The sequence below is a fragment of the Streptomyces sp. NPDC101118 genome (assembly GCF_044759445.1).
Lineage (GTDB): Bacteria > Actinomycetota > Actinomycetes > Streptomycetales > Streptomycetaceae > Streptomyces.
Genome location: NZ_JBIVZG010000014.1, coordinates 118527 through 141169 on the forward strand (window position 1 = coordinate 118527; position 22643 = coordinate 141169).

Annotated in this window: 22 protein-coding genes; 6 read left to right on the plus strand and 16 right to left on the minus strand. The window is 73.0% G+C overall.

Features of this window, described 5'->3' with window-relative positions:
- Positions 1-39 precede the first annotated feature (39 nt).
- From ACIQUQ_RS22615 to ACIQUQ_RS22675, 13 genes are all read right to left on the minus strand, one after another.
- Positions 40-1146, minus strand: a complete 1107-nt coding sequence (locus ACIQUQ_RS22615) for an aminopeptidase P family protein (protein WP_403978600.1) — start codon at positions 1144-1146, stop codon at positions 40-42.
- A gap of 71 nt (positions 1147-1217) precedes the next feature.
- Positions 1218-1940 carry an AAA family ATPase gene (locus tag ACIQUQ_RS22620; protein ID WP_403978603.1) on the minus strand — a complete coding sequence of 241 codons (723 nt, stop codon included), beginning with the start codon at positions 1938-1940 and terminating at the stop codon, positions 1218-1220.
- A gap of 243 nt (positions 1941-2183) precedes the next feature.
- Positions 2184-2636, minus strand: coding sequence for a type II 3-dehydroquinate dehydratase (aroQ, locus tag ACIQUQ_RS22625; RefSeq protein ID WP_403978606.1), 453 nt, complete (start codon positions 2634-2636; stop codon positions 2184-2186).
- Positions 2633-3721 (minus strand): 3-dehydroquinate synthase, encoded by a 1089-nt coding sequence (aroB, locus tag ACIQUQ_RS22630; protein ID WP_403978609.1) that lies wholly within the window; start codon positions 3719-3721, stop codon positions 2633-2635. Before aroB ends, aroQ begins: the two co-directional genes overlap by 4 nt.
- Positions 3718-4236: a shikimate kinase gene (locus tag ACIQUQ_RS22635; protein WP_403978612.1), complete on the minus strand. Its 519-nt coding sequence runs from the start codon at positions 4234-4236 to the stop codon at positions 3718-3720. Before ACIQUQ_RS22635 ends, aroB begins: the two co-directional genes overlap by 4 nt.
- Positions 4233-5417, minus strand: a complete 1185-nt coding sequence (gene aroC, locus ACIQUQ_RS22640) for a chorismate synthase (RefSeq protein ID WP_403978615.1) — start codon at positions 5415-5417, stop codon at positions 4233-4235. Before aroC ends, ACIQUQ_RS22635 begins: the two co-directional genes overlap by 4 nt.
- Positions 5418-5531: 114 nt before the next feature.
- Entirely contained in the window at positions 5532-5771 is a 240-nt protein-coding gene (locus ACIQUQ_RS22645; protein WP_403978618.1) for a hypothetical protein, read from the minus strand.
- A 45-nt stretch (positions 5772-5816) separates the two neighbouring features.
- Complete coding sequence (locus ACIQUQ_RS22650) at positions 5817-6638, minus strand: shikimate dehydrogenase (protein ID WP_403978621.1); 822 nt, start codon at positions 6636-6638, stop codon at positions 5817-5819.
- Positions 6639-6648: 10 nt separating this feature from the next.
- A complete protein-coding gene (gene mltG, locus ACIQUQ_RS22655; protein ID WP_403978624.1) occupies positions 6649-8376 on the minus strand; it encodes an endolytic transglycosylase MltG in 1728 nt (575 codons plus the stop codon).
- Positions 8377-8499: 123 nt separating this feature from the next.
- Positions 8500-8970 carry a Holliday junction resolvase RuvX gene (gene ruvX / locus ACIQUQ_RS22660; protein WP_403978627.1) on the minus strand — a complete coding sequence of 157 codons (471 nt, stop codon included), beginning with the start codon at positions 8968-8970 and terminating at the stop codon, positions 8500-8502.
- A gap of 2 nt (positions 8971-8972) precedes the next feature.
- Complete coding sequence (alaS, locus tag ACIQUQ_RS22665; protein ID WP_403978630.1) at positions 8973-11642, minus strand: alanine--tRNA ligase; 2670 nt, start codon at positions 11640-11642, stop codon at positions 8973-8975.
- Entirely contained in the window at positions 11642-11992 is a 351-nt protein-coding gene (locus ACIQUQ_RS22670) for a DUF6167 family protein (RefSeq protein ID WP_403978633.1), read from the minus strand. Before ACIQUQ_RS22670 ends, alaS begins: the two co-directional genes overlap by 1 nt.
- A gap of 7 nt (positions 11993-11999) precedes the next feature.
- Positions 12000-12428, minus strand: coding sequence for a DUF948 domain-containing protein (locus ACIQUQ_RS22675; protein WP_399947520.1), 429 nt, complete (start codon positions 12426-12428; stop codon positions 12000-12002).
- A gap of 145 nt (positions 12429-12573) precedes the next feature.
- Here ACIQUQ_RS22675 and ACIQUQ_RS22680 point away from each other — a divergent pair, with 145 nt between their 5' ends.
- A complete protein-coding gene (locus ACIQUQ_RS22680) occupies positions 12574-14712 on the plus strand; it encodes an ATP-binding protein (protein WP_403978636.1) in 2139 nt (712 codons plus the stop codon).
- 57 nt (positions 14713-14769) lie between these two features.
- On the opposite strand, the gene rpsD is transcribed toward ACIQUQ_RS22680, so the two are convergent.
- Positions 14770-15381: a 30S ribosomal protein S4 gene (gene rpsD, locus ACIQUQ_RS22685; protein WP_399947524.1), complete on the minus strand. Its 612-nt coding sequence runs from the start codon at positions 15379-15381 to the stop codon at positions 14770-14772.
- Between the two features lie 296 nt (positions 15382-15677).
- On the opposite strand from rpsD, the gene ACIQUQ_RS22690 reads away from it, so the two are divergent.
- On the plus strand, positions 15678-16373 hold the full coding sequence (locus tag ACIQUQ_RS22690; protein ID WP_403978640.1) for a DUF2470 domain-containing protein: 696 nt from the start codon (positions 15678-15680) through the stop codon (positions 16371-16373).
- Between the two features lie 431 nt (positions 16374-16804).
- On the opposite strand, the gene ACIQUQ_RS22695 is transcribed toward ACIQUQ_RS22690, so the two are convergent.
- Together ACIQUQ_RS22695 and ACIQUQ_RS22700 are read right to left on the minus strand one after the other, a co-directional pair.
- Entirely contained in the window at positions 16805-18154 is a 1350-nt protein-coding gene (locus tag ACIQUQ_RS22695) for a replication-associated recombination protein A (protein WP_403978643.1), read from the minus strand.
- A 129-nt stretch (positions 18155-18283) separates the two neighbouring features.
- Entirely contained in the window at positions 18284-18889 is a 606-nt protein-coding gene (locus ACIQUQ_RS22700; RefSeq protein WP_403978645.1) for a vitamin K epoxide reductase family protein, read from the minus strand.
- Positions 18890-19036: 147 nt separating this feature from the next.
- Between ACIQUQ_RS22700 and ACIQUQ_RS22705 the strand changes: the two genes are divergently transcribed.
- The 4 genes from ACIQUQ_RS22705 to ACIQUQ_RS22720 are packed head-to-tail and all read left to right on the plus strand — an operon-like array spanning position 19037 to position 22621.
- Positions 19037-19948 carry an ABC transporter ATP-binding protein gene (locus ACIQUQ_RS22705; protein ID WP_403978648.1) on the plus strand — a complete coding sequence of 304 codons (912 nt, stop codon included), beginning with the start codon at positions 19037-19039 and terminating at the stop codon, positions 19946-19948.
- On the plus strand, positions 19945-20796 hold the full coding sequence (locus ACIQUQ_RS22710) for an ABC transporter permease (RefSeq protein ID WP_403978651.1): 852 nt from the start codon (positions 19945-19947) through the stop codon (positions 20794-20796). Before ACIQUQ_RS22705 ends, ACIQUQ_RS22710 begins: the two co-directional genes overlap by 4 nt.
- A complete protein-coding gene (locus ACIQUQ_RS22715) occupies positions 20754-22004 on the plus strand; it encodes a sensor histidine kinase (protein ID WP_403978654.1) in 1251 nt (416 codons plus the stop codon). Before ACIQUQ_RS22710 ends, ACIQUQ_RS22715 begins: the two co-directional genes overlap by 43 nt.
- Positions 22001-22621, plus strand: a complete 621-nt coding sequence (locus ACIQUQ_RS22720) for a response regulator (RefSeq protein WP_403978656.1) — start codon at positions 22001-22003, stop codon at positions 22619-22621. Before ACIQUQ_RS22715 ends, ACIQUQ_RS22720 begins: the two co-directional genes overlap by 4 nt.
- The last annotated feature ends 22 nt before the right edge of the window (positions 22622-22643 follow it).

The following is a 22643-nucleotide window of genomic DNA, read 5'->3' on the forward strand; positions in this document are numbered from 1 at the left end:
CTGAAAGACCACGGGCGCGCGCCCGTGCCGCACGTGCGGCTACAGCGCGAGCAGCTCCTTGGTCGTAATGGTGAGTAGCTCGGGTCCGCCGTCCGCCTCGGGGCGTACGACGAGCGTGTCATCGATCCGGACGCCGCCCCGGCCCGGGAGGTGGACCCCCGGTTCGACGGTGACCGGCACGCAAGCGTCCAGTTTACCCATTGCGTCGGGTGCGAGCTGCGGGTCCTCGTCGATTTCGAGTCCGACCCCGTGTCCGGTCCAGGGCGCGAGCGCCTCGCCGTGGCCGGCGGAGTCGATCACCTGGCGTGCGGCGCGGTCGACGTCGCGGTACGCGGCGCCCGGGGCGAGGGCCTCGCGGCCGGCCCGCTGGGCGGCGAAGACCAGGTCGTACAGCTCGATCTGCCAGTCGGCGGGCGTCGTGCCGATGACGAAGGTGCGGCCGATCTCGCAGCGGTAGCCGCGGTAGTTGGCGCCGAGGCAGACGGAGAGGAAGTCGCCCTCCTCGACCCGCCGGTCGGTGGGGCGGTGGCCGGAGCGGCCGGAGTGCGGTCCGGTGGCCACGGAGGTGCGGAAGGCGGGGCCGTCAGCCCCGTGGTCGACCAGCCGGCGCTCCAGCTCCAGGGCGAGGTGCCGCTCGGTGCGGCCGACCAGGATCGACTCCAGCAGCTCGCCGAGGGCCTGGTCGGCGATCTCGGCGGCGATCCGGAGGCAGGCGATCTCCTCCTCGTCCTTCACCAGCCGCTGCTGTTCGACCGCGAGGCCGAGGTCGGCCAGCCGCAGGCGGGGGGCGACGGAACCGAGGGCCCGGTGCCGGGCCACGGTCAGGTGGTGCTCCTCGACCGCGAGGCCGTCGGCACGGGCACCGGCCGCCAGGTCGGCGGCGGCGACGGCGGGATCACCACCCGGCCGCGCCAGTACGGAGACCTTGAGCAGCTCGTCCAGGCGGCCCTCCTCGGGCTCGCCGGTCGGACTGTCCGGGCAGAACAGCAGGTCCTCGCCGGGGCCGAGCAGCAGCACGGCGCCCCGGGGGGCCGCCCCGGCGAGATAGCGGACGTTGGCCGGACGGGAGATCAGGGCGGCCTGGCTGCCGGCGGCGGTGAACCGGTCGCGCAACAGGCCGCGGCGGACCGCGTACACCTCTGACATGTTTCCGAGCGTACGAGCGTGCGGGCCGACCGGCCTGCCGAGCGCGTCCGGACGGGGTGCGGGGCGGCCGGCTACCAGCCGGGCGGGGCCGCGATCGCGCGGGCCAGCACCTCGTCCAGGGCGCGGGCGGTGGTCTCCACGTCGTACTGCGAGTTGTCGATGATCGGCAGCCCGGAGCCGTACCAGCCGGCCATCCGCCCGTGAATCCGGGCGACCTCCTCGTCGGACAGCCGCCGGTTGCCGCTGCGCTCCGCGTTGCGCTCCAGGACGATCTCCAGCCCCGGGAGCAGGACCACGGGCAGCAGGCCCGGGCCCACGTGCCGCTTCCAGCCGCCGAGGCCCACCACGGGCCGGTCGGGGAAGACGGCGTCGTCGACGATGCAGGAGATGCCGTTGGCCAAGAAGTTGCGGGCGGCGAAGCCGCAGGTGCGGCGGGCCAGCCGGTACTGGGCCTCGGAGTGCTCGTTCCAGCCGGCCTGGGGGTCGGCGAAGCCCGAGCAGACCCATTCGCGCACGTCGTCGAGGCTGATGTGGGCGGTGGGCACGGGCCGGGTCGCCGCCCAGTGCCGGGCCACGGTGGTCTTGCCCGCGCCCGCCGGGCCTATGAGCAGGACGGCGAGGGTGGCGTGACCGGTGCCCTGCGCGGGCGGCGCCGGGTGCGGTACGGGGCCGCCGGGCGGCAGCGCCAGGTGCCCCGTGGGGTCGGTCCAGCCCAGGGCCGCCGGGCCCCCCGGCGGAACCTGCGCCGCCGGGTGCTGTCCCGGCTGGCCCCAGCCCCCCACTGCGTGCTGCATCCGTTGCCACTCCGTCCGTACCACGCCACTGATGCGGAAACGTTACCGTCCCCGGCCGTCCTGCGAAGAACGGCCGGGGACGGTCGGGAGTGCCCCTTGTCCGGGATTCGGCCGGAATCGACCGGCCCGCGATGGCGCCTGCGGGCCGGTCGCCGCCGGGTCCGCTGCCCGGTCGGTCAGCCTCCCGGCGAGTCCGTCCTCCGGTTGGTCGGTCCTCCGGCCGGTCGTCGGTCTACCGGCCGGTCAGTCGCCCAGCTGGTCGGCCAGCTCGTCGGCGAGCGCCCGCAGGGCCAGCCGGTAGGAGCCGATGCCGAAGCCGGCCACGGTCCCGGTCGCCACGGCCGCGATCACCGAGGTGTGCCGGAATTCCTCCCGGGCGTACGGGTTGGAGATGTGCACCTCGATGAGCGGCGCGGTGCGCTGTGCCGCCGCGTCGCGCATCCCGTACGAGTAGTGCGTGAAGGCGCCGGGGTTGATGACCACGGGCAGCCGGCCGTCGGCCGCCTCGTGCAGCCAGCGGATCATCTGGCCCTCGTCGTTGGTCTCGCGGACCTCGACGTCGAAGCCCAGCTCGGCGCCGACCTTCCGGCAGGTGTCCACCAGTCCGGCGTACGAGGTGGCCCCGTACACGTCCGGCTCGCGGGAGCCGAGGCGGCCGAGGTTCGGCCCGTTGAGGACCAGCACCCGGCGGCTCACGCGGAGACCTCGCCGTACGCCGCCACGAGGACGGCCGGGTCGGGGCCCTCCAGGACGGTGGGCTTGGCCAGGCCGTCGAGGACGATGAACCGCAGCAGGTCGCCGCGGGACTTCTTGTCGACCTTCATGGTCTCCAGCAGCTTGGGCCACTGGTCACCGCGGTAGGTCAGTGGCAGGCCGACGGAGGCCAGCACCGACTTGTGGCGGTCGGCGGTCGCGTCGTCCAGGCGGCCGGCGAGGCGGCCCAGCTCGGCGGCGAAGACCATGCCGACGGAGACGGCCGCGCCGTGCCGCCACTTGTAGCGCTCGTTCTTCTCGATCGCGTGGGCGAGGGTGTGCCCGTAGTTGAGGATCTCCCGCAGGCCGGACTCCTTGAGGTCACTGGAGACCACGTCGGCCTTGACCTGGATGGAGCGGACGATCAGCTCGGCGGTGTGCGGGCCGGCGGGGGTACGGGCGGCCTCCGGGTCGGCCTCGACGAGGTCCAGGATCACCGGGTCGGCGATGAAGCCGGCCTTGATGATCTCCGCCAGGCCGCTCACGTAGTCGTGGACCGGCAGCGACTCCAGCGCCGCCAGGTCGCACAGCACGCCGGCCGGCGGGTGGAAGGCGCCCACGAGGTTCTTGCCCTCGGCGGTGTTGATGCCGGTCTTGCCGCCCACGGCCGCGTCCACCATGGCCAGCACGGTGGTCGGTACGGCGATCCAGCGCACCCCGCGCAGCCAGGTGGCCGCGACGAAGCCCGCCAGGTCCGTGGTGGCGCCGCCGCCCACGCCGACGATCACGTCGGTGCGGGTGAAGCCGGACTGGCCCAGCGCCTTCCAGCAGTACGCCGCGACCTCGGCGGTCTTGGCCTCCTCGGCGTTGGGCACCTGGATGGCGATGGCCTCGTAGCCCTGCTCGGCCAGGTCGTCGCGGAGCGCCTCGCCGGTGGACGCGAGCGCCTCCGGGTGGATCACCGCCACGCGCCTGGCCTTCGTGCCGATGAGACCGGCGAGCTCGCCGAGCAGCTGCTCGCCGACCAGGACCTCGTACGCGTCGTGGCCTGCGCTCGCGCCGACCTGGATCCGCGTCACGTCCGTCATACGTCCTTCAACTCCAGTGCGTCGAGGATCGCCTCGGCGACCTCTTCGGGGGTGCGGTTGTCGGTGGCCACCTCGACGCGGGCGACGTCGGTGTACAGGTGGCGGCGGGCCTCCATCAGCTCGCGCCACTGCCGGCGCGGGTTGACGGCGAGCAGCGGGCGGGCGGCGCCGAGGCCGACCCGGCGCACGGCCTCTTCGACGTCCATCGACAGGTAGACCACCGGCTGCCCGGCCAGCAGCTCGCGGGTGTCCGCGTCGAGGACGGCACCGCCGCCGAGCGCCAGGATGCCCCGGTGCTCGGCGACGGCGGCCGCGACGGCAGCCTTCTCCAGCTCGCGGAAGTACGGCTCGCCCTCGTCCACGAAGATCTCGGAGATCTCCCGGCCCTGGGCGGCCACGATGTCCGCGTCGGTGTCCCGGTAGGGCGCGCCGAGCCGATCGGCCAGCAGCGCGCCCACCGTGGACTTGCCGGATCCCATGGGTCCGACGAGGACGACCAGGGGTCCGCCGGTCACCGGATCTGGAGGTTCTCGAGGTACGACGTGACGTTGCGGCGGGTCTCGGCCACCGAGTCGCCGCCGAACTTCTCCACCACCGCGTCCGCGAGGACCAGGGCGACCATGGCCTCGGCCACGATGCCCGCGGCGGGCACCGCGCACACGTCGGAGCGCTGGTGGTGGGCCGCGGCGGCCTCGCCGGTCGCCACGTCGACGGTGGCGAGCGCGCGGGGCACGGTCGCGATCGGCTTCATGGCCGCGCGGACGCGCAGCAGCTCGCCGGTGCTCAGGCCGCCCTCGGTGCCGCCGGCGCGCCCGGAGGTGCGCTTGATGCCCTCGGGGGTGGCGACGATCTCGTCGTGCGCCTTCGAACCGGGGACGCGGGCCAGGTCGAAGCCGTCGCCGACCTCGACGCCCTTGATGGCCTGGATGCCCATCAGGGCCGCGGCCAGGCGGGCGTCGAGACGCCGGTCCCAGTGGACGTGGGAGCCGAGGCCGACGGGCACGCCGTAGGCCAGGACCTCGACGACGCCGCCGAGGGTGTCGCCGTCCTTGTGGGCCTGGTCGATCTCGGCCACCATCGCCTTGCTCGCGTCGGCGTCGAGGCAGCGGACCGGGTCGGCGTCGAGCTTCTCGACGTCGGCCGGGGTGGGGTACACGCCGTACGGGGCCTTGGCGGCGGCCAGTTCGACCACGTGGGAGACGATCTCGATGCCCGCGGCCTCCTTGAGGAAGGAGCGGGCCACGGCGCCGAGGGCGACGCGGGCGGCGGTCTCGCGGGCGCTGGCGCGCTCCAGGATCGGCCGGGCCTCGTCGAAGCCGTACTTCTGCATGCCGGCCAGGTCGGCGTGACCGGGGCGCGGACGGGTCAGCGGCGCGTTGCGGCCGGTCTCCTTCAGCTCCGCCGGGTCCACCGGGTCGGCCGACATGACCTTCTCCCACTTGGGCCACTCGGTGTTGCCGACCATCACGGCCACCGGCGAACCCAGCGACAGCCCGTGCCGGACACCGCCGAGGAAGGTCACCTCGTCCTGCTCGAACTTCATCCGCGCACCGCGGCCATAGCCCAGGCGTCGCCGCGCGAGGTGGTCGGCCACCAGCTCAGTGGTGACCGGAACGCCGGCGGGAAGCCCCTCCAGCGTCGCGACCAGCGCGGGTCCGTGCGACTCCCCAGCGGTCAGCCAACGCAACCTGCTCAACGATGCTCCTCATGCTCGCGCCTGGAACTGCCACGGCCGGTCCGGGTGCGCGGCCCTGGCCCGCCGTACCCGAATCCTCCCACGTCCAGCGTGCCGGACCGATCTCTGGTCCAGCTATCGGACGCCCGTCTCATCCGCAGAGCCGGTCCGGGGCGTCCTGACGACCGCGCCGCGGCGCTGGAGCCACCGCACGCCGGCCCACAGGAAGCAGCCCCCGACGACCGCGAGCAGGGTGTACCGGACCCACTCCGGGGCGTGGCCGAAGGCCAGTCTGAGGAGGGCCGGGATCCAGGCCCCGAGGTCCCACAGGAAGTCGAACCTGCCTGCCAGCACCGTGCCCGCCGTCCCGTCCATGACCACTCCCCCTGGGTTTCACCTGCATCGTCGCAGGTGGGGAGCCTATCGGGCGGCCAGTGCGCGCTCTCCGGCGGCCCGCATGGCGGCGAGCGGGCCGGGGTGGCCGGTCATCTGCCCGACCTGGAGCACGGCCTGGTGGACCAGGAGGTCCAGGCCGCCGACGACCTGGCCGCCGTGCCGGTCCCAGGCGGCCGCGAGGGCGGTGGGCCAGGGCTCGTACAGCACGTCGAAGAGGGTGCCGGGGGCGTCGGGGACGCGCGCCGCGAGGGCGTCGGTGGTCCCGGCGGGGGTGGTGGCGATGACCAGGGGCGCGCTGAGCGCCGCGGCCGCGTCGGCCCAGTCGGCGGTGCGCACGGCCACCCCGAGCCGCTCGCCCCACTGCCGCATCTCGGCCGCGCGGGCCTGGCTGCGGACGTACGCGGTGACCTCGCCGGTGCATATCCGGGACAGGGCCGCGAGGGCCGAGGAGGCGGTGGCCCCGGCGCCGAGGACGGCGGCCGAGGGCACCTCGTCGACGCCGCGCTCGTGCAGCGCGGCGATGATGCCCGGGATGTCGGTGTTGTCGCCGATCCGGCGTCCGTCCTCCGTGAAGACCACCGTGTTGACGGCCTCGACGGAGGCGGCCGTCTCGCTGACCTCGTCCAGCAGCGGCATGACCGCCCGCTTGAGCGGCATGGTCAGCGAGAGCCCGGCCCAGCGGCCGTCGAGCCCCGCCACGAACGCCGGGAGCCCGGCCTCGTCGACCTCGAACCGGTCGTACGACCAGTCGGCGAGGCCCAGCTCCCGGTAGGCGGCGCGGTGCAGCACCGGAGAAAGAGAGTGCTCGATGGGCGAACCCAGCACCGCGGCCCGACGACCAGACATCTGTGACTACCTACCCGTTGTTGTGCTTCTTGTTGAACTCCGCGACCAGTTTCTCGTGCTCGGCGAAGGTCTTGGTGAAGGTGGTCGTCTTTCCGTCAACTGATACGAAGAACATCCACCCGCCCTTGTCGGGATTGAGGGCGGCGTTCAGGGCGTCCGTGCCCGGGTTGCCGATCGGGCCGGGCGGCAGTCCCTCGTGCTTGTACGTGTTGTACGGGTCCTCCAGGGTCCGCGCCTCGGTGCGGCCCACGTGGATGTTGCTCGTGCCCTTGGCGTAGTTGATCGTGGAGTCGAACTCGAGCTTCCGGTTCGTGACGTCGTTGGTGGACTTGAGCCGGTTGTAGATGACGTCCGCCATCTTGCGGAAGTCGTCGTGGTTCATGCCCTCGGCCTGCACGAGGCTGGCGACCGTGACGAGCTGGAGCGGCGAGTCCAGGCCCAGGGACTTGGCCTTGTTCTGGTCGAAGCCGAGCTCCTGGTACTGCGCGGAGGCCTTGGCGACCATCTGCTTGAGCAGCTTCTCCGGCGTGGCCCCGGCGCTCAGGTCGTAGCGCTGCGGGAAGAGGAAGCCCTCCAGCGGGTCCTTGATCTTCGGGTTGTCGTCGGCCCACGCGGGCAGGCCCAGGTTCTTGGCCTGGCTCTTCGCCACCCCTGCCGTGGTGCCCTCGGGCTGCTTGAGCTTCTTGTCGATGGCCTTGTAGACCTCAACGTTGCGCATGCCGGGGTTGACCATCAGCACGTTCTGGGCGGTGCCGCTGAGCATGGCCTCGACGGCGGCCTGGCCCGACATCGTCTTCTTGAGGGTGTAGAGGCCCGGCTGGATGCCGGTGCCGCGCGGGTTCTCCTGCGCTGCGGTGACGAAGGCGTCGGCGCTCTTGACCACACCGGCGGCCTTGAGCACGTTGCCCATCTCGTACAGGCCGGAGCCCGCCTTGATCTCGACCTCGACCGAGCCCGTGCCCTCGCCCGCGTAGTCCTCGGCCGGGCCGAACTTGGCCTTCAGGAAGTCATAGGCGAGGTACCCGCCGCCGCCGACCCCGCCCACCAGGACGAGGGAGACGACCAGGCAGGCCATTCCGCTGCGGCCCTTCTGCTTGCGGCCGCCCCGGCCGCCGCGTTTGCCGCGGCCGCCCCGGTCGCCGGAGTCGTCGTCGTGGCCGTCGTCGTCCCCGCCGCCGGCGAAGAACGCGTGCTCGGGCTCCTCCGGCTCGGCTTCCCCGGCGTCCTCGGGCTGCTCGTCCAGCCACTCCCCCGCCGGCTCGGGTACGAGGTGGCGGCGGTTGGGCGGCTGCGGGGGCGGGTAGGCCTCCGCGGTGCGGTACTGGTCGGGGGCCTCGGCGGGGTAGCCGGCGGGCTGCTGGGCGCCGTACGGGTCGGGCGCGCCGGTGTTCCAGGAGCCGGTGTCCCAGCCGCCCGTGCCGTCCCCGTGGTACTGGCCGGGGGCGGCCTGCTGCGGCTGGGCACCGTACGCGTGCTGCGGGTCCTGGTACTGGGGGTCCTGGTACTGGGGGTCCTGGTACTGCGGCTGCTGCGGGTGGTACTGCCCCGCGGGCTGCTGGGAGTAATACGGGACCTGGGGCTGCTGCTGCGGCTGCTGCGGGTAGTAGTGCTGCTGCTGCGCGCCTTCGTACGGCACCTGGCCGTGCTGGGCCTGGTGTCCGGTCCACGCCTGGTCCCCGTACAGGGGGTCGTCAGGGTGCCACGGTTCGGGGCCCGTGCCCCGGCCATACTCAGTCATCGGTCTCCTGGAGCCGCGAGACGGTGGCCGTGGCGTGGGTACCACGGCTTCCGGTCCGCCTCTTCCATGGGCGACGGCTGTTCGAAAAGCCGCCACATGGCGCGGAACGTTACCGTATCGCGATCAGATGACCACTTCGACGCTCTCGCCGGGCGGATTACCTGATACCCGTTCGGTCTCAAGAGCGTTCTGAAGGATCACCACAGCGGCTGCCTGGTCGATGACCGAACGGCCCTTCTTGGCGTTCTTCCCGGAGGCCCGGAGGCCCTGGGCGGCGGTGACGGTCGTCATCCGCTCGTCCACCAGACGGACCGTCACCGGCTTGATGCCCTTGGCCAGTTCGGTGGCGAAGGCACGCACCTTGGCCGCGGCCGGACCCTCCCGTCCGCTGAGCGAACGGGGCAGTCCGACCACGACCTCCAGGGGCTCGTACTCCTCGACGAGCTGGCGCAGCCGCCGGTGGGCGGCCGGGACGTCACGTCCCGGCACGGTCTCCACCGGCGTGGCGAGCACCCCGTCGGGGTCGCACGAGGCGACCCCGATCCGGGCGTCCCCGACGTCGATCGCGAGCCGACGTCCGCGGCGCAGGGTCATCGTCAGGCCGTCTCGACGACGAGGCGCTCGACCGCGGCGATGGCCTCGGGGATGGCGGCCGGGTTCTGGCCGCCGCCCTGGGCCACGTCCGGCTTGCCGCCACCGCCGCCACCGAGGGTCTTGGCGGCCGTACGGACCAGGTCGCCGGCCTTGAGGCCGCGCTCGCGGGCGGCCTCGTTGGTGGCGATGACCGTCAGCGGGCGCTCGTTGGCCGTGGTGAAGAGCGCCACGACGGCCGGGCGGTCGCCCGGGATGCGGCCGCGCACGTCGAGGACCAGCTTGCGCAGGTCGTCGGCGCCGGTGCCGTCCGGCACCTGGCCGACCACAAGGGCCACGCCGCGGATGTCCTGGGCGTTCTCGGCGAGTCCGGCGGCGGCCTGGAGGACCTTCTCCGCGCGGAACTTCTCGATCTCCTTCTCGGCGTCCTTGAGCTTGGTGAGCATCGAGGAGATCTTCTCCGGCAGCTCCTCCGGACGGCCCTTGACCAGCTCCTGGAGCTGGGCGACGACCGTGTGCTCCTTGGCGAGGAAGTTGTACGCGTCCACGCCGACCAGGGCCTCGACGCGGCGCACGCCGGAACCGATGGAGGACTCGCCGAGCAGCTTCACCAGGCCGAGCTGGCTGGTGTTGCCGACGTGCGTGCCGCCGCACAGCTCCTTGGAGAAGTCGCCGATGGTCACGACGCGCACGCGCTCGCCGTACTTCTCGCCGAACTCGGCGATGGCGCCCTGCTTCTTCGCCTCGTCGATGCTCATGATCTCGGCGGTGACGTCGAGCTCGCGGGAGAGCACCTCGTTGATCTTCTGCTCGACGTCGGTGAGGACGGTGCCGGGGACGGCGTTCGGCGAGCCGAAGTCGAAGCGGAAGCGGCCGGGCGAGTTCTCGGAGCCGGCCTGGGCGGCCGTCGGGCCGAGGGCGTCGCGCAGCGCCTGGTGGGTCAGGTGGGTGGCCGAGTGGGCGCGGGCGATGGCCCGGCGGCGCTTGACGTCGATGGCGGCGTACGCGGAGGCGCCGACCGTCACCTCGCCGACCTGGACGGATCCCTTGTGGACGGAGACGCCCGGGACGGGCTGCTGGACGTCGCGGACCTCGATGACGGCGCCGGAGTCGAGCTTGATGCGGCCCTGGTCGGCGAGCTGGCCGCCGCCCTCGGCGTAGAACGGGGTGCGGTCCAGGACGACCTCGACCTCGTCGCCCTCGGAGGCGGCCGGCGCGGAGACGCCGTTGACCAGCAGGCCGACGATGGTGGACTCGCCCTGCGTGGTGGCGTAGCCGGTGAACTCGGTGGCGCCGGAGCCGTCGGCGATCTCCCGGTAGGCGGACATGTCCGCGTGGCCGGTCTTCTTGGCCTTGGCGTCGGCCTTGGCGCGGTCGCGCTGCTCCTGCATCAGGCGGCGGAAGCCGGACTCGTCCACGGAGAGGCCCTGCTCGGCGGCCATCTCCAGGGTGAGGTCGATCGGGAAGCCCCAGGTGTCGTGGAGCAGGAACGCCTTGTCGCCGGAGAGGACCGTGCCGCCGGCGGCCTTGGTCTCGGTCACCGCGGTGTCGAGGATGTTCGTGCCGCCCTTGAGGGCCTTGAGGAACGCGGCCTCCTCGGCGAGCGCGACGGTCTCGATGCGCTTGCGGTCGGTGAGCAGCTCCGGGTACTGCTGGCCCATCGTGTCGATGACGACGTCGATCAGGTCCTTGACCACGGGGCCGGTGGCGCCCATGAGGCGCATGTTGCGGATGGCGCGGCGCATGATGCGGCGCAGCACGTAGCCGCGGCCCTCGTTGCCGGGGGTCACGCCGTCGCCGATGAGCATCACGGAGGTGCGCATGTGGTCGGCGACCACACGCATCGAGACGTCCGTGTCCTTCGCGGCGCCGTAGCGGACGCCGGTCAGCTCGGTGGCCTTGTCCATGACGACGCGCAGGGTGTCGGTCTCGTACATGTTCTGCACGCCCTGCAGGATCATCGCGAGGCGTTCCAGGCCGAGACCGGTGTCGATGTTCTTGGAGGGCAGGTCGCCGAGGATCGGGAAGTCCTCCTTGCCCTCGCCGGCGCCGCGCTCGTACTGCATGAAGACCAGGTTCCAGATCTCCACGTACCGCTCGTCGTTGACGGCCGGGCCGCCCTCGATGCCGAACTCGGGGCCGCGGTCGTAGTTGATCTCGGAGCAGGGGCCGCAGGGGCCCGGGACGCCCATGGACCAGAAGTTGTCCTTCTTGCCCAGGCGCTGGATGCGCTCGGCGGGGACGCCGATCACGTCGCGCCAGATCGTCTCGGCCTCGTCGTCGTCGAGGTAGACGGTGATCCAGAGCTTCTCCGGCTCCAGGCCGTAGCCGCCGTCCGCCACGGAAGCCGTGAGCAGCTCCCAGGCGTACTTGATGGCGCCTTCCTTGAAGTAGTCGCCGAAGGAGAAGTTGCCGCACATCTGGAAGAACGTGCCGTGGCGGGTGGTCTTGCCGACCTCTTCGATGTCGGGCGTGCGGACGCACTTCTGCACGCTCGTGGCCCGCGGGGCCGGGGGCTTGGTCTCACCGAGGAAGTACGGCTTGAACGGCACCATGCCCGCGTTGACCAGCAGCAGAGTCGGGTCGTCGGCGATGAGCGACGCCGAAGGGACGACGGTGTGACCGCGCTCCTCGAAGAAGCTCAGCCAGCGGCGGCGGATTTCAGCCGACTCCATCAGTGGTCCTCATTCCGGTTGTACGAATTCAGTCGGGGGTGTTGCTTGCGGCCGCGGGCGGCGGGCGGGTTCTCGATCTCCGCACGCCGTCGCGGGGCGGGCAGTGCCTGGACCTGGTCCGGGTCCTGGCGCAGCCCGAGTGCGTCGTTCAGTTCGTCCTCGCGCTGGGCCATGCCGGCCTTGATGTCGAGGGCGAAGTCCTTGAGGCGGTGGCCCGCCTCGACGGCCTTGTCCGCGGCCTGCGCGGCGAGGCTCTCGGGGGTCAGCTGCCTGAGCTTGCGGTTGACCTTGGTGGTGGCCCACACGCCCGCTGCGGCGCCTGCGGTGAACCAGAAGGTGCGGCGGAACATCGCGATCTCAGTCCTTCTGCTTCCGGCGCCGGGCCGCGGGTACGGTCCGTCCGACGATCACCGTACGCCGGGTGGCCCGGGCGGGCACCTCCTCCGTACGGCCCAGCGCCTTGCGCACGCCGTAGCCGAAGGCCGCGACCTTGACCAGCGGGCCGCCGAAGGCGGAGGCCACGGTCGAGGAGAGCGCGGAGGCGTTGGAGGTGACCTCCTGGACGTCGCTGGTGATGGCGTCGACCTTGTCGAGCTGGGTGCGGGCGGAGCGTACGGTCGTGGACGCGTCGGCCAGCAGCGGCACCGCGCGGTCCGTCACGTCCGCCACGAGCCGGGTGGTCGCCCTGAGCGTCTGGGCCAGCCTCGCCAGCACCACGGCGAGGAACGAGACCAGGATCGCCCAGAAGACGGCCACGATGATCCCGGCCACCTCTCCACCGGACACGTGCACCGCTCCCTGATCGAAGAACACATAACGAAAAAGCCCTGCCCCGACCCTATCGCGCCGGGGGTACGCCGCCGTACCGGAATTCCGGGGTTCGACGAGCGCCTTGTACGCAGCGCATCCGGAGCAGTACGCTCCGTGTCCCATGCGAGCAAGCACGTACGGCAATCTTCCCTCGGAGCTGAACGGCTTCTTCGGGCGGGGTCCCGAACTCGCCGAGCTGGGACGGCTGCTGGAGGCCTCGCGGCTGGTGACCGTGACCGGTGTCGGCGGCGTGGGGAAGTCCCGGCTGGCCCTGAGGGCCGCCCGTCAGGTGCAGGAACGCTACTGCGACGGGGTGTGGCTCGCGGAGCTGTCCGCCGTCCGCGACCCGGAACTCCTGGACCACGCCGTGTCGGAGGCGCTCGGCCTCACGGATCACACCGCGCGGCCGCCGCGTGAGGTGCTCGCCGAGTACCTGGCCGACCGGCGGGCGCTGCTCGTGCTGGACGGCGTCGAGCAGCTGGTGGACGCGTGCGCGGAGCTGGTGCGGGAGCTGTTGCGCAGGGCGCCCGGGCTGCGGGTGCTGGCGGTGGGCCGCAGGCCGCTGTGCCTGGACGGCGAGCAGTGCTTCCCCCTGGCCCCGATGGCCGGCCCGGAGGCGGCGGAGCTGCTGGAGGCGCGGGCGGGTGCGGTGGTGCCCGGGTTCGCCCTGACGGAGGGCAACCGGGAGGCGGTGGACGAGCTGTGCGCCCGCCTCGACGGCATCCCGCTGGCCGTGGAGCTGGCGGCCGGACGGTTGCGGAGCCTGTCCGTGGCGCAGGTGCTGGCCCGTCTGGAGGACCGGTTCCGGCTGCTGACCGGCGGGGCGCGCGGGACGCTGCCGCGCCACCAGGCGCTGCGTACGGCCATCGGCTGGAGCCACGAGCTGTGCACCCCGCAGGAGCGGCTGCTGTGGGCGCGGCTGTCCGTGTTCGCGGGCCAGTTCGACCTCGACGCGGCGGAGTACGTGTGCGGGGGCCCCGAACTCCCCCAGGACGACGTGCTGGACGTCGTCGGCGAGCTGCTGGCCCAGTCGCTGCTGGTGAGGGAGGAGGGCCCGGCCGGGGTCCGCTACCGGATGCTGGACACCGTACGGGAGTACGGGGCGGGCTGGCTCACGGCGCAGGGCGAGACCGAGCGGCTGCGGCGGCGGCACCGGGACTGGTACATGGGGCTGGCGACCTGGTGCGAGCTGGACTGGTTCAGCCCGCGGCAGGCCGAGGTGGCCGCGCGGGTGGACACGGAACTGCCGAACCTGCGGCTGGCCCTGGAGTGCTGCCTGGAGGACCCGGAGGAGGGCCACCTGGGCCAGTACCTGGCGGGCACGCTGTGGTTCTACTGGGCGGGCTGCGGGCGGCTGGCGGAGGGGCGGCACTGGCTGGACCGGGCGCTGGAGGTGACGGCGGACCACGACGGCTCGCGGCTGAAGGCGCTGTGGGTGCTGGGGTACGTGGCGGCCCTGCAGGGGGACCAGGTGGCCGCGCTCGCGGCTCTGCACGAGTGCCGGGACGGCGCCGCGGCGGCCGGGAACCCGGTGGCCATGGCGTACGCGGTGCACCGGCTGGGCTGCCTGGCGCTGGTCTCGGACGAGGTGGAGCGGGCCGGGGAGCTGTTCGGCGCGGCGCTGGAGCGGTACCGCGAGGTCGGCGAGCTCAACAGCAACGTCCTGATGTGCCAGGTGGAGCTGGCGCTGGCGCTGGCCTTCCAGGGCGACATGGCGGGGGCGCTGCGGCTGTGCCACGAGGTCCGGGAGATCTGCGAGGACCACGGGGAGCGGTGGGCGAAGGCGTACGTGCTGTACGTGCTGGGGTACGCGGCGCTGGGCGCGGGCGACCTGCCGGGGGCGCGGGCGCTGCTCGTCGAGTGCGTGACGATCAACCACGCCTTCCACGACCTGCTGGGCCTGGTGCTGGCGGTGGAGCTGCTGGCGCTGCTGACGGCCACGGAGGGCGATCCCGCGGAGGCCGCGGTGCTCCAGGGCGCGGCGGACCGGCTGTGGGACTCGGTCGGGCTGCGGCTGTTCGGCTCGGGGTACTTCAACGGCCCCCGGCTGGCCTGCAAGGAGCAGGCGGGCGAGGCGCTGGGCGAGCAGCGGTACGAGGCGCTGGCGGCCGAGGGCCGGACGCTGGACGCGGACGCGCTGGCCGCCCGGGCGCTGCGCGGGCCGGCCCGCGCGCGGGTGGCCCTGCCGGCGCCGCGTACCGGCGGGGCCGCACAACAGAACAGGCCCGCCGACTCCCGTGAGGGGAGCCGGCGGGCCTGACCAGCCTGTGGGTTCCCCCGGCGTCACCGCCGGGGCCACCCCTACGCTCGCGGAGGCTTAGCGGGCGTAGTACTCGACGACGAGCTGCTCGTCGCAGATGACCGGGATTTCCTTGCGGTTCGGGTCACGGTCGAGGCGGAAGGCCAGGGCCTTCAGGTTGACCTGCAGGTAGCGAGGGGTCTCGCCCTCACCCGCGTAGCCACCCTCACGGGCGACCTGGAACGGGTGCTTGTCGCGGCTGCGCTCGCGGACCGTCACGACGTCGTCGGGACGGACGCGGAACGACGGCTTGTCGACCTTGCCACCGTTGACCTCGATGTGGCCGTGAACGACCATCTGGCGGGCCTGGTAGATGGTGCGGGCGATGCCCGAACGCAGCACCAGGGCGTCGAGGCGACGCTCGAGCTCGACGACCAGCGCCTCGCCCGTCTTGCCCTCGGCCTTCTTCGCGCGGTCGTACGCGCGGGCCATCTGCTTCTCGGAGATGTCGTACTGCGCGCGCAGACGCTGCTTCTCCAGCAGACGGACCTTGTAGTCCGAGTTCTGCTTGCGGCCACGGCCGTGCTCGCCCGGCGGGTAGGGGCGAGCCTCGAAGTACTTGACGGCCTTCGGCGTCAGGGCGATGCCGAGGGCGCGAGACTTCTTGACCTTGGGTCGTGCCTGGTTCACGAGGAACCTACCTCCATGTAAGTTAGGTGAGCCTTACCTTATTCGAGGAGGACGTAATGTCTCGACCACATGGGATCTCCCTGCCCAGTGCGCATCGCAGTTCGGACGAGAACCAATCCACGTCCGCTGACGACGACGGTAAGCAAGGTCAGCCGCGTCCCAGGGAAGGCGCTCGACAGCCCACCGGAGCCGAGCGCGTACGAACCCTCGTTGAGTCCAACGCCTCAGTATCCCTCACTCTGCCGGGTGCTCGTGACGCGCGGGACGCGTACGGGCCCGAAGAGCCGGGGACGGGGATGCCGGTCGCGCGGACCGTCACCCCGGACGGGGACGTGCTTCTCCTGGTTCCAGGGGAAAGCGCGGCTGCCAGGGCGGCCGCTCACGCCCAGGACGACGACCTCACGGCCGTGATCGAGATCACGGACGTGGCGCCGGTGTCCGTGCCCCATCGTATCCGGGGCCGCGCGTGGCTCGCCGGGTGGCTGACCCCCGTGCGCGGGGAGGAGCGCGCCGCGGCCGCGATGCTGCTGGCCGAGCGGCAGCCGGTGGGCGAGCTGCTGGGCCTCGGGGAGGCCCTCCACCCGGAGCCCGCGCCCGGTGCGTACGGCCGTCCGGCGTGGATGCTGCTGCGCCTGGAGGTCGGAGAGGTCGGCGTGGACGACCTGTGGGGCACGGAGTACGTCGACCCCGACGCCCTTGCCGCCGCCGCCCCGGACCCGCTGGCCGCGCACGAGGCGGAGCTGCTGCAGCACCTGCACGCGGCCCACGGCGACCGGGTGGGCGGGCTCTGCGCGCTGCTCGGCGCGCGCGAGGCCGAGGCCGGGGCCGGGGGCCGCCGGGCGGTGCCCCTGGCGCTGGACCGCTTCGGACTGCGGATCCGCTTCACCGGCGACCGGCCCTTCGACGCGCGCTTCGACTTCCCCGAGCCGGTGCGGGACGTGTGCGGGCTGCGGCGCGCGATGCACACCCTCTTCGAGGCGGCGGCGGGCTGACCGAGTGCTTGATCCCGGTGTACCGCCGCCGCGGCGGGCGCCACTGCGCTGGCGCTCGGTTCCGGGTCACCGCCGTGGTGAGACCCGCCGGCCAGGCTGCGAGGGCTGCGGCAACGGGCGCTGGACGCAGACGCATGCGCGGAGCCGTTTCCCCACCCCGCCCCTTTCCCGAAACCGGGGCTCCGCCCCGGACCCCGCGCCTCAAACGCCGGCGAGGCTGTATTCAGCCCCTCCGGCGTTTGAGGAGCGGGGGTCCGGGGGCGGAGCCCCCGAAGGGGTCCGGGCGGAGCCCGGGAACGGAGGAAGGGCGGGTAGGGGACCAGCCCCGCAGGGCAACGACCCGCACCCCGTATGGCCCGGCACCCGCAAGCGCACCGCACCCGGCACGGGACCGGCACCCGGCACCCGGCACCCGGCACGGGACCCGCACCCTATTCGCCGCGCAAGCGCCCCCGTACCCGCTCGACCACGTCCGCGTACCGCGCCTCCGCCCCGTACCGCGTCGGCTCGTAGTACCGCCGCCCGGCCACCGCGTCCGGCGCGTACTGCTGCGCCGCGATCCCGCCCGGCACGTCGTGCGGGTACACGTACCCCTGCGCATGGCCCAGCTTCGCCGCGCCCTTGTAGTGGCCGTCGCGCAGGTGCGCCGGCACCGGCCCCGCCAGGCCGGCGCGGACGTCGGCGAGCGCGGCGCCTATCGCGGTGGTGGCGGTGTTCGACTTGGGGGCCAGGGCCAGCGCGATCGTCGCGTGCGAGAGGGTCAGCGCCGCCTCCGGGAAGCCGATCATCGCCACCGCCTGGGCCGCGGCCACCGCGGTCGGCAGGGCCGTCGGGTCGGCCAGCCCGATGTCCTCGCTGGCCGAGATCATCAGCCGCCGGGCGATGAACCGCGGGTCCTCCCCCGCCTCGATCATCCGCGCCAGGTAGTGCAGCGCCGCGTCCACGTCCGAGCCCCGGATGGACTTGATGAGCGCGCTGGCCACGTCGTAGTGCTGGTCGCCGTCCTTGTCGTACCGGACCGCCGCGCGGTCGACGGCCTCCTCCACCGTCTGGAGCGTGATCTCGTCCTCGCCCTTGGCGATGGCGGACCCGGCGCCGGCCTCCAGCGCGGTCAGCGCGCGCCGCGCGTCACCGCCCGCGATCCGCAGCAGGTGCGCCTCGGCGTCCTCCGGCAGCGTGACCGCGCCGCCGAGCCCCCGCTCCTCCGTGAGCGCGCGCCGCATCAGGCCGCGCAGGTCGTCGTCGGTCAGGGGCTCCAGCGTGAGCAGCAGCGAGCGGGAGAGCAGCGGGGAGATCACCGAGAAGTACGGGTTCTCCGTCGTCGCCGCGATCAGCGTGACCCAGCGGTTCTCGACGGCCGGGAGCAGCGAGTCCTGCTGGGCCTTGCTGAAGCGGTGGATCTCGTCGAGGAAGAGCACCGTCTCCTTGCCGTACCCCCCGGCGGCACGGCGGGCGCCCTCGATGACGGCCCGCACCTCCTTGACGCCCGCGGTGATCGCGGACAGCTCCACGAAGCGCTTCTGCGTGGCCTGGCTGACCACGTAGGCCAGGGTGGTCTTGCCGATGCCGGGCGGGCCCCAGAGGATCACGGAGGAGGCGCCGGCCGGGCCGCCCTGCCCCTCCCCGACCAGCCGCCGCAGCGGCGAGCCGGGCTTGAGCAGGTGCTGCTGGCCGACGACCTCGTCCAGGGTGCGCGGGCGCATGCGGACGGCGAGCGGGGAGCTCGCCGGGTCCTTCTCCTGGCGGTCCTCGGCGGCGGCGGTGAACAGATCGGGTTCCACGCCTGAAAGCCTAGGGCAGGCCGCCGACAATCAGGCCCGGCCCGGTGGCCGCCCGGCCGGCCGGCGGACGGAGCCCCGTCGCCGGGCCGACCGGGGAAGGAGCCGGGGGACGGGACGGCCCCCCGGGACTCAGGAGGTCCAGAAGTCCCACCAGCGCGTCAGGATCAGCATCCCGATGATCCCGACGTGCAGCACGGGCAGCACCCAGGTGAACTCGGCCAGGAAGTTCCGCAGCCAGGCGGGCGCCGGCAGCAGCCCCTCGCGGATGTTGTGCGCGGTGATGTACCAGAACATGAAGATCGTGGCGACCCAGGCCAGGCAGCACCACAGGCACAGCGAGCTGATGACGTACAGCGACTGGTACTGCAGCCAGGTGCAGAACCCCACGCCGAAGAGCGTGCCCGCGTTGAAGGTCAGCCAGTACCAGGGCCGGAAGCTCGCCGCGGCCAGCAGGCTCATGCCGACGCAGATCACGATGCCGTAGGAGACGAGGCCCAGCATCGGGTTCGGGAAGCCGAAGGCCGACGCCTGGTCGCTCTTCATGATGTTGCCGCACGCGACCACGGGGTTGAGGCTGCACCCCGGGGTGAAGTTCGGGTCCTCGAGCAGCTTGAACTTGTCGATCGTGATCACCCAGGAGGCCAGCAGGCCCGCGGCCCCGGTGATCACCAGCAGCCACGCCAGCGCCCTGCTCCCGCCGACGGTCCGCGTGGTCTTCTCAGCTGTGGTGGTCATGGCGTCGTTCGTATCCCGTCATCGGTCGTCCGGCCCGTAGGAGCAAGGTCATTGTGCCGCACGGGCCCCGCTGTCCACCGTTCGGTGGACACGGGTCCGTACGGCCGGGGGGACCGTTCCGGCCACCCGCCCGCCAGGCTCTTGGACATGACACCTCTCGCAGTGGAAGTACGCGGACTGCGCAAGCAGTACGGGGAGGTCCGGGCCGTCGACGGCCTGGACCTGACGATCCGGCAGGGCGAGGTCTTCGGCCTCCTCGGCCCCAACGGCGCCGGCAAGAGCACGACGGTGGAGATCCTCCAGGGCCACCGCGACCGCGACGGCGGCGAGGTCCGCGTCCTGGGCGCGGACCCCGCCACGGCCGGCCGGGCCTGGCGCTCCCGGGTCGGCATCGTCTGGCAGGACGAGTCGGCCCCGGCGGAGCTGACGGTACGCGAGACCGTCGAGCACTTCGCGCGCTACTACCCGGCGCCGCGCGACCCGCGCGAGGTGATCGCCCTGGTCGGCCTGGAGGCCGAGGCGGACCGGCGGGTCAAGGGCCTCTCCGGCGGCCGGCGGCGCCGCCTCGACGTGGCCCTCGGGGTCATCGGCGGCCCGCAGCTGCTGCTCCTGGACGAGCCGACCACCGGCTTCGACCCGGCCGCCCGGCGGCAGTTCTGGGAGCTGATCCGGCAGCTGGCGGACGAGGGCACGACCATCCTGCTCACCACCCACTACCTGGAGGAGGCCGAGGCCCTGGCCGACCGGCTCGCGGTGGTGGCCGGCGGCAGGGTCGTCGCCGAGGGCGAACCGGCCGCGCTTCGAAGCCGGTTCGGCACCGGCGCCACCGTCGAGTGGACCGAGGGCCCGGACGGCGCGTCCCGCTCCGTGGCGACGGACACCCCGACCCGGACCGTGGCCGAACTGATGACCCGCTTCGACGGCGAGATCCCGGGGCTGCGCGTCACCCGCCCCACGCTCGAAGACGTGTACCTGCGCCTGACCGGGCAGCAGGGCCCCGCCGACGGCACGGCCGGCCCGGCCGCGACCACCCCCCTCACCCGGAAGGACGTCCGATGACCACCCCCGCCGCCACGGCCGCGACCTCCCCGCAGGCCGCCGCCCGCGCCCTGCCCGGCGCCTGGACCCTGGGCCTCGGCCGGGGCGTCCTGGAGCTGCGCCAGTTCTTCCGCCAGCGCGACCAGGTGATCTTCACCTTCGCCTTCCCGGTGGTGTTCCTGGCCCTGTTCGCCTCGATCTTCCGGGACCAGGTGGAAGGCACGGACATCACCGCCTCCCAGCTCTACGCGGCCGGCATGGTCGCCGCGGGCGTCATGTCCGTCTCGTTCCAGTCGCTGGGCATCTCCATCGCCATCGAGCGCGACGAGAAGGTGCTGCGGAGGCTGCGCGGCACGCCGATGCCCCCGGCCGCGTACTTCCTGGGCAAGGTCTGGCTGGTGCTGGTCACCGGGCTCGCCGAGACCGCGCTGCTGCTCGGCGTGGGCACCGCGCTGTTCGGCCTCGACCTGCCGGGCACCGCCGCCAAGTGGCTGACCTTCGGCTGGGTGTTCGCCCTCGGCCTGACCGGCTGCGCCCTGCTCGGCATCGCGATCAGCAGCCTGCCGCGCTCCGGCAAGAGCGCGAGCTCCGTGGTCGTCCTGCCCTTCCTGGTCCTGCAGTTCGTCTCCGGGGTGTACATCCCGGTCGGCTCGCTGCCCGACTGGCTGCTGAACATCGGCGCGCTGTTCCCCCTGAAGTGGATGTGCCAGGGCTTCCGCGGGGTGTTCCTGCCGGAGTCGGCCGCCGTGCTGGAGCAGGCGGGGAGCTGGGAGTACGGACGGATCGCCCTGGTGCTGGGCGCGTGGTGCATCGGAGGATTGGTGCTGTGTCTGCTCACCTTCAAGTGGAAGAACCGCCGCGACGGCTGACGGAGTTCGCCGGGAGCGCCGGAGCGCGCGACGCCCACGTGTGGGAGCGCGCGTTCCGGCCGTGGGACCTCTACTTCGCGGTCGTCTGGGCCGCGACCGCGGTGTTCCTGCTCGGGGCCGCCGAACCGCCCGCCCCCTACCGGCTGACCGCCGTGGGCCTGCTGGCCCTCCTCGTGCCCTGGTACGTGGCGGTGGGCCGGCCGGCGATCCTCACCGAGGGCGAGGACCTGCGGCGCTCGACGGTGTACCTCGCGGGGGCGATGGCGCTGTTCCTGCCCGCCGGGTTCCTGGCCGGCGAGACCCGGCTGGCCACCTTCGCCCTGGCGCCGCACTGCTTCATGCTCCTGTCTCTGCGCCGGGCGATGGCCGCGTCCGCCGTGCTCAACCTCGTACCGGTCGCCGGCTGGGCCCTGATCTGGCGGCCCCCGGCCCACGTGGTCTTCTTCAACTCGGTGTTCGCCGCGGTGACCCTGGTCTTCTCCGCCTTCTTCGGCGGCTGGATCATCCGGATCATCGAGCAGAGCCGGGACCGGGCCCGCCTCATCGCCGAACTGGAGGCCCGCCGTGAGGAGGTGGCGCGGCTCTCCGCGGAGCGCGGTGCGCTGGCCGAGCGGGAGCGGATGTCGCGGGAGATCCACGACACGCTGGCGCAGGGCTTCACCAGCCTGCTGATGCTCGTCCAGGCCGTGCAGTCCGAGCTCGACCACGACCTGCCGGAGGCCCGCCGTCACCTGGACCTGATGGCGGTGACCGCGCGGCAGAACCTCGCCGAGGCCCGGGCCCTGGTCGCCGGCGGCGCTCCGGCCGACCTGGACGGCGGCTCGCTGCCCGACGCGGTACGGCGGCTGGCCGACCGGCACGAACCGCAGGCCGCGGTCACCGTCACCGGCCCGGTACGGCCGTTGCCGCCCGCGCTGGAGGTGGTGGCCCTGCGCACCTGCCAGGAGGCCCTGGCCAACGCCGCCAAGCACGCGGGCCCCGGCGCCGCGGTCCGGCTCTCGCTCGCCTACGGTGATCATGAACTGACGGTGTCGGTACGGGACCGGGGCCGCGGCTTCGCGCCGGACGCCCCGACCCGCGGCTTCGGCCTGCGCGGCCTGCGCGCCCGCGCCGCCGAGGCGGGCGGCACCGCCTCCGTGACCAGTGCCCCCGGCCTGGGCACCACCGTCTCCGTCACCCTGCCGACCGACCCCGGGAGTGCCCCGTGATCCGCATCGTGCTCGCCGACGACCACCCCGTGGTACGGGAGGGCCTGCGCGGCATGCTCAGCGCCGAACCGGACCTGGAGGTGGTCGGCGAGGCCGCCAGCGGCCCGCAGGCGGAGGCCCTGGCCGCCGAACTGCGGCCGGACATCGTGCTGATGGACCTGCGGATGCCGGGCGGCGACGGGGTCGAGTCGACCGGCCGGATCACCGCGGCGGGCCTGCCCTGCCGGGTGGTGGTCCTCACGACGTACGAGACCGACCGCGACATCCTGCGGGCGGTGGAGGCGGGCGCCGCCGGCTACCTCCTCAAGGACCTCGCCCGCGGTGAGCTAGCCGAGGCGGTACGGGCGGCCGTGCGCGGCGAGACCGTGCTGGCCCCCACCGTCGCGGGCCGCCTGGTGGACCGGCTGCGCGCGAAGCCCGGGCGGCCCCGGCTCTCGGACCGGGAGGTGGCGGTGCTGCGGCTGGTCGCCGACGGCCTGACCAACGCGGAGGTCGGCCGCCGCCTCTACGTGGCGGAGTCCACGGTCAAGACCCACCTGCTGCGGATCTTCGGCAAGCTGGGCGTGGACGACCGCACGGCGGCCGTGACCACCGCCCTGCGCGAGGGCCTGCTGTAGACGCAGACGCCGGAGGGGCCTG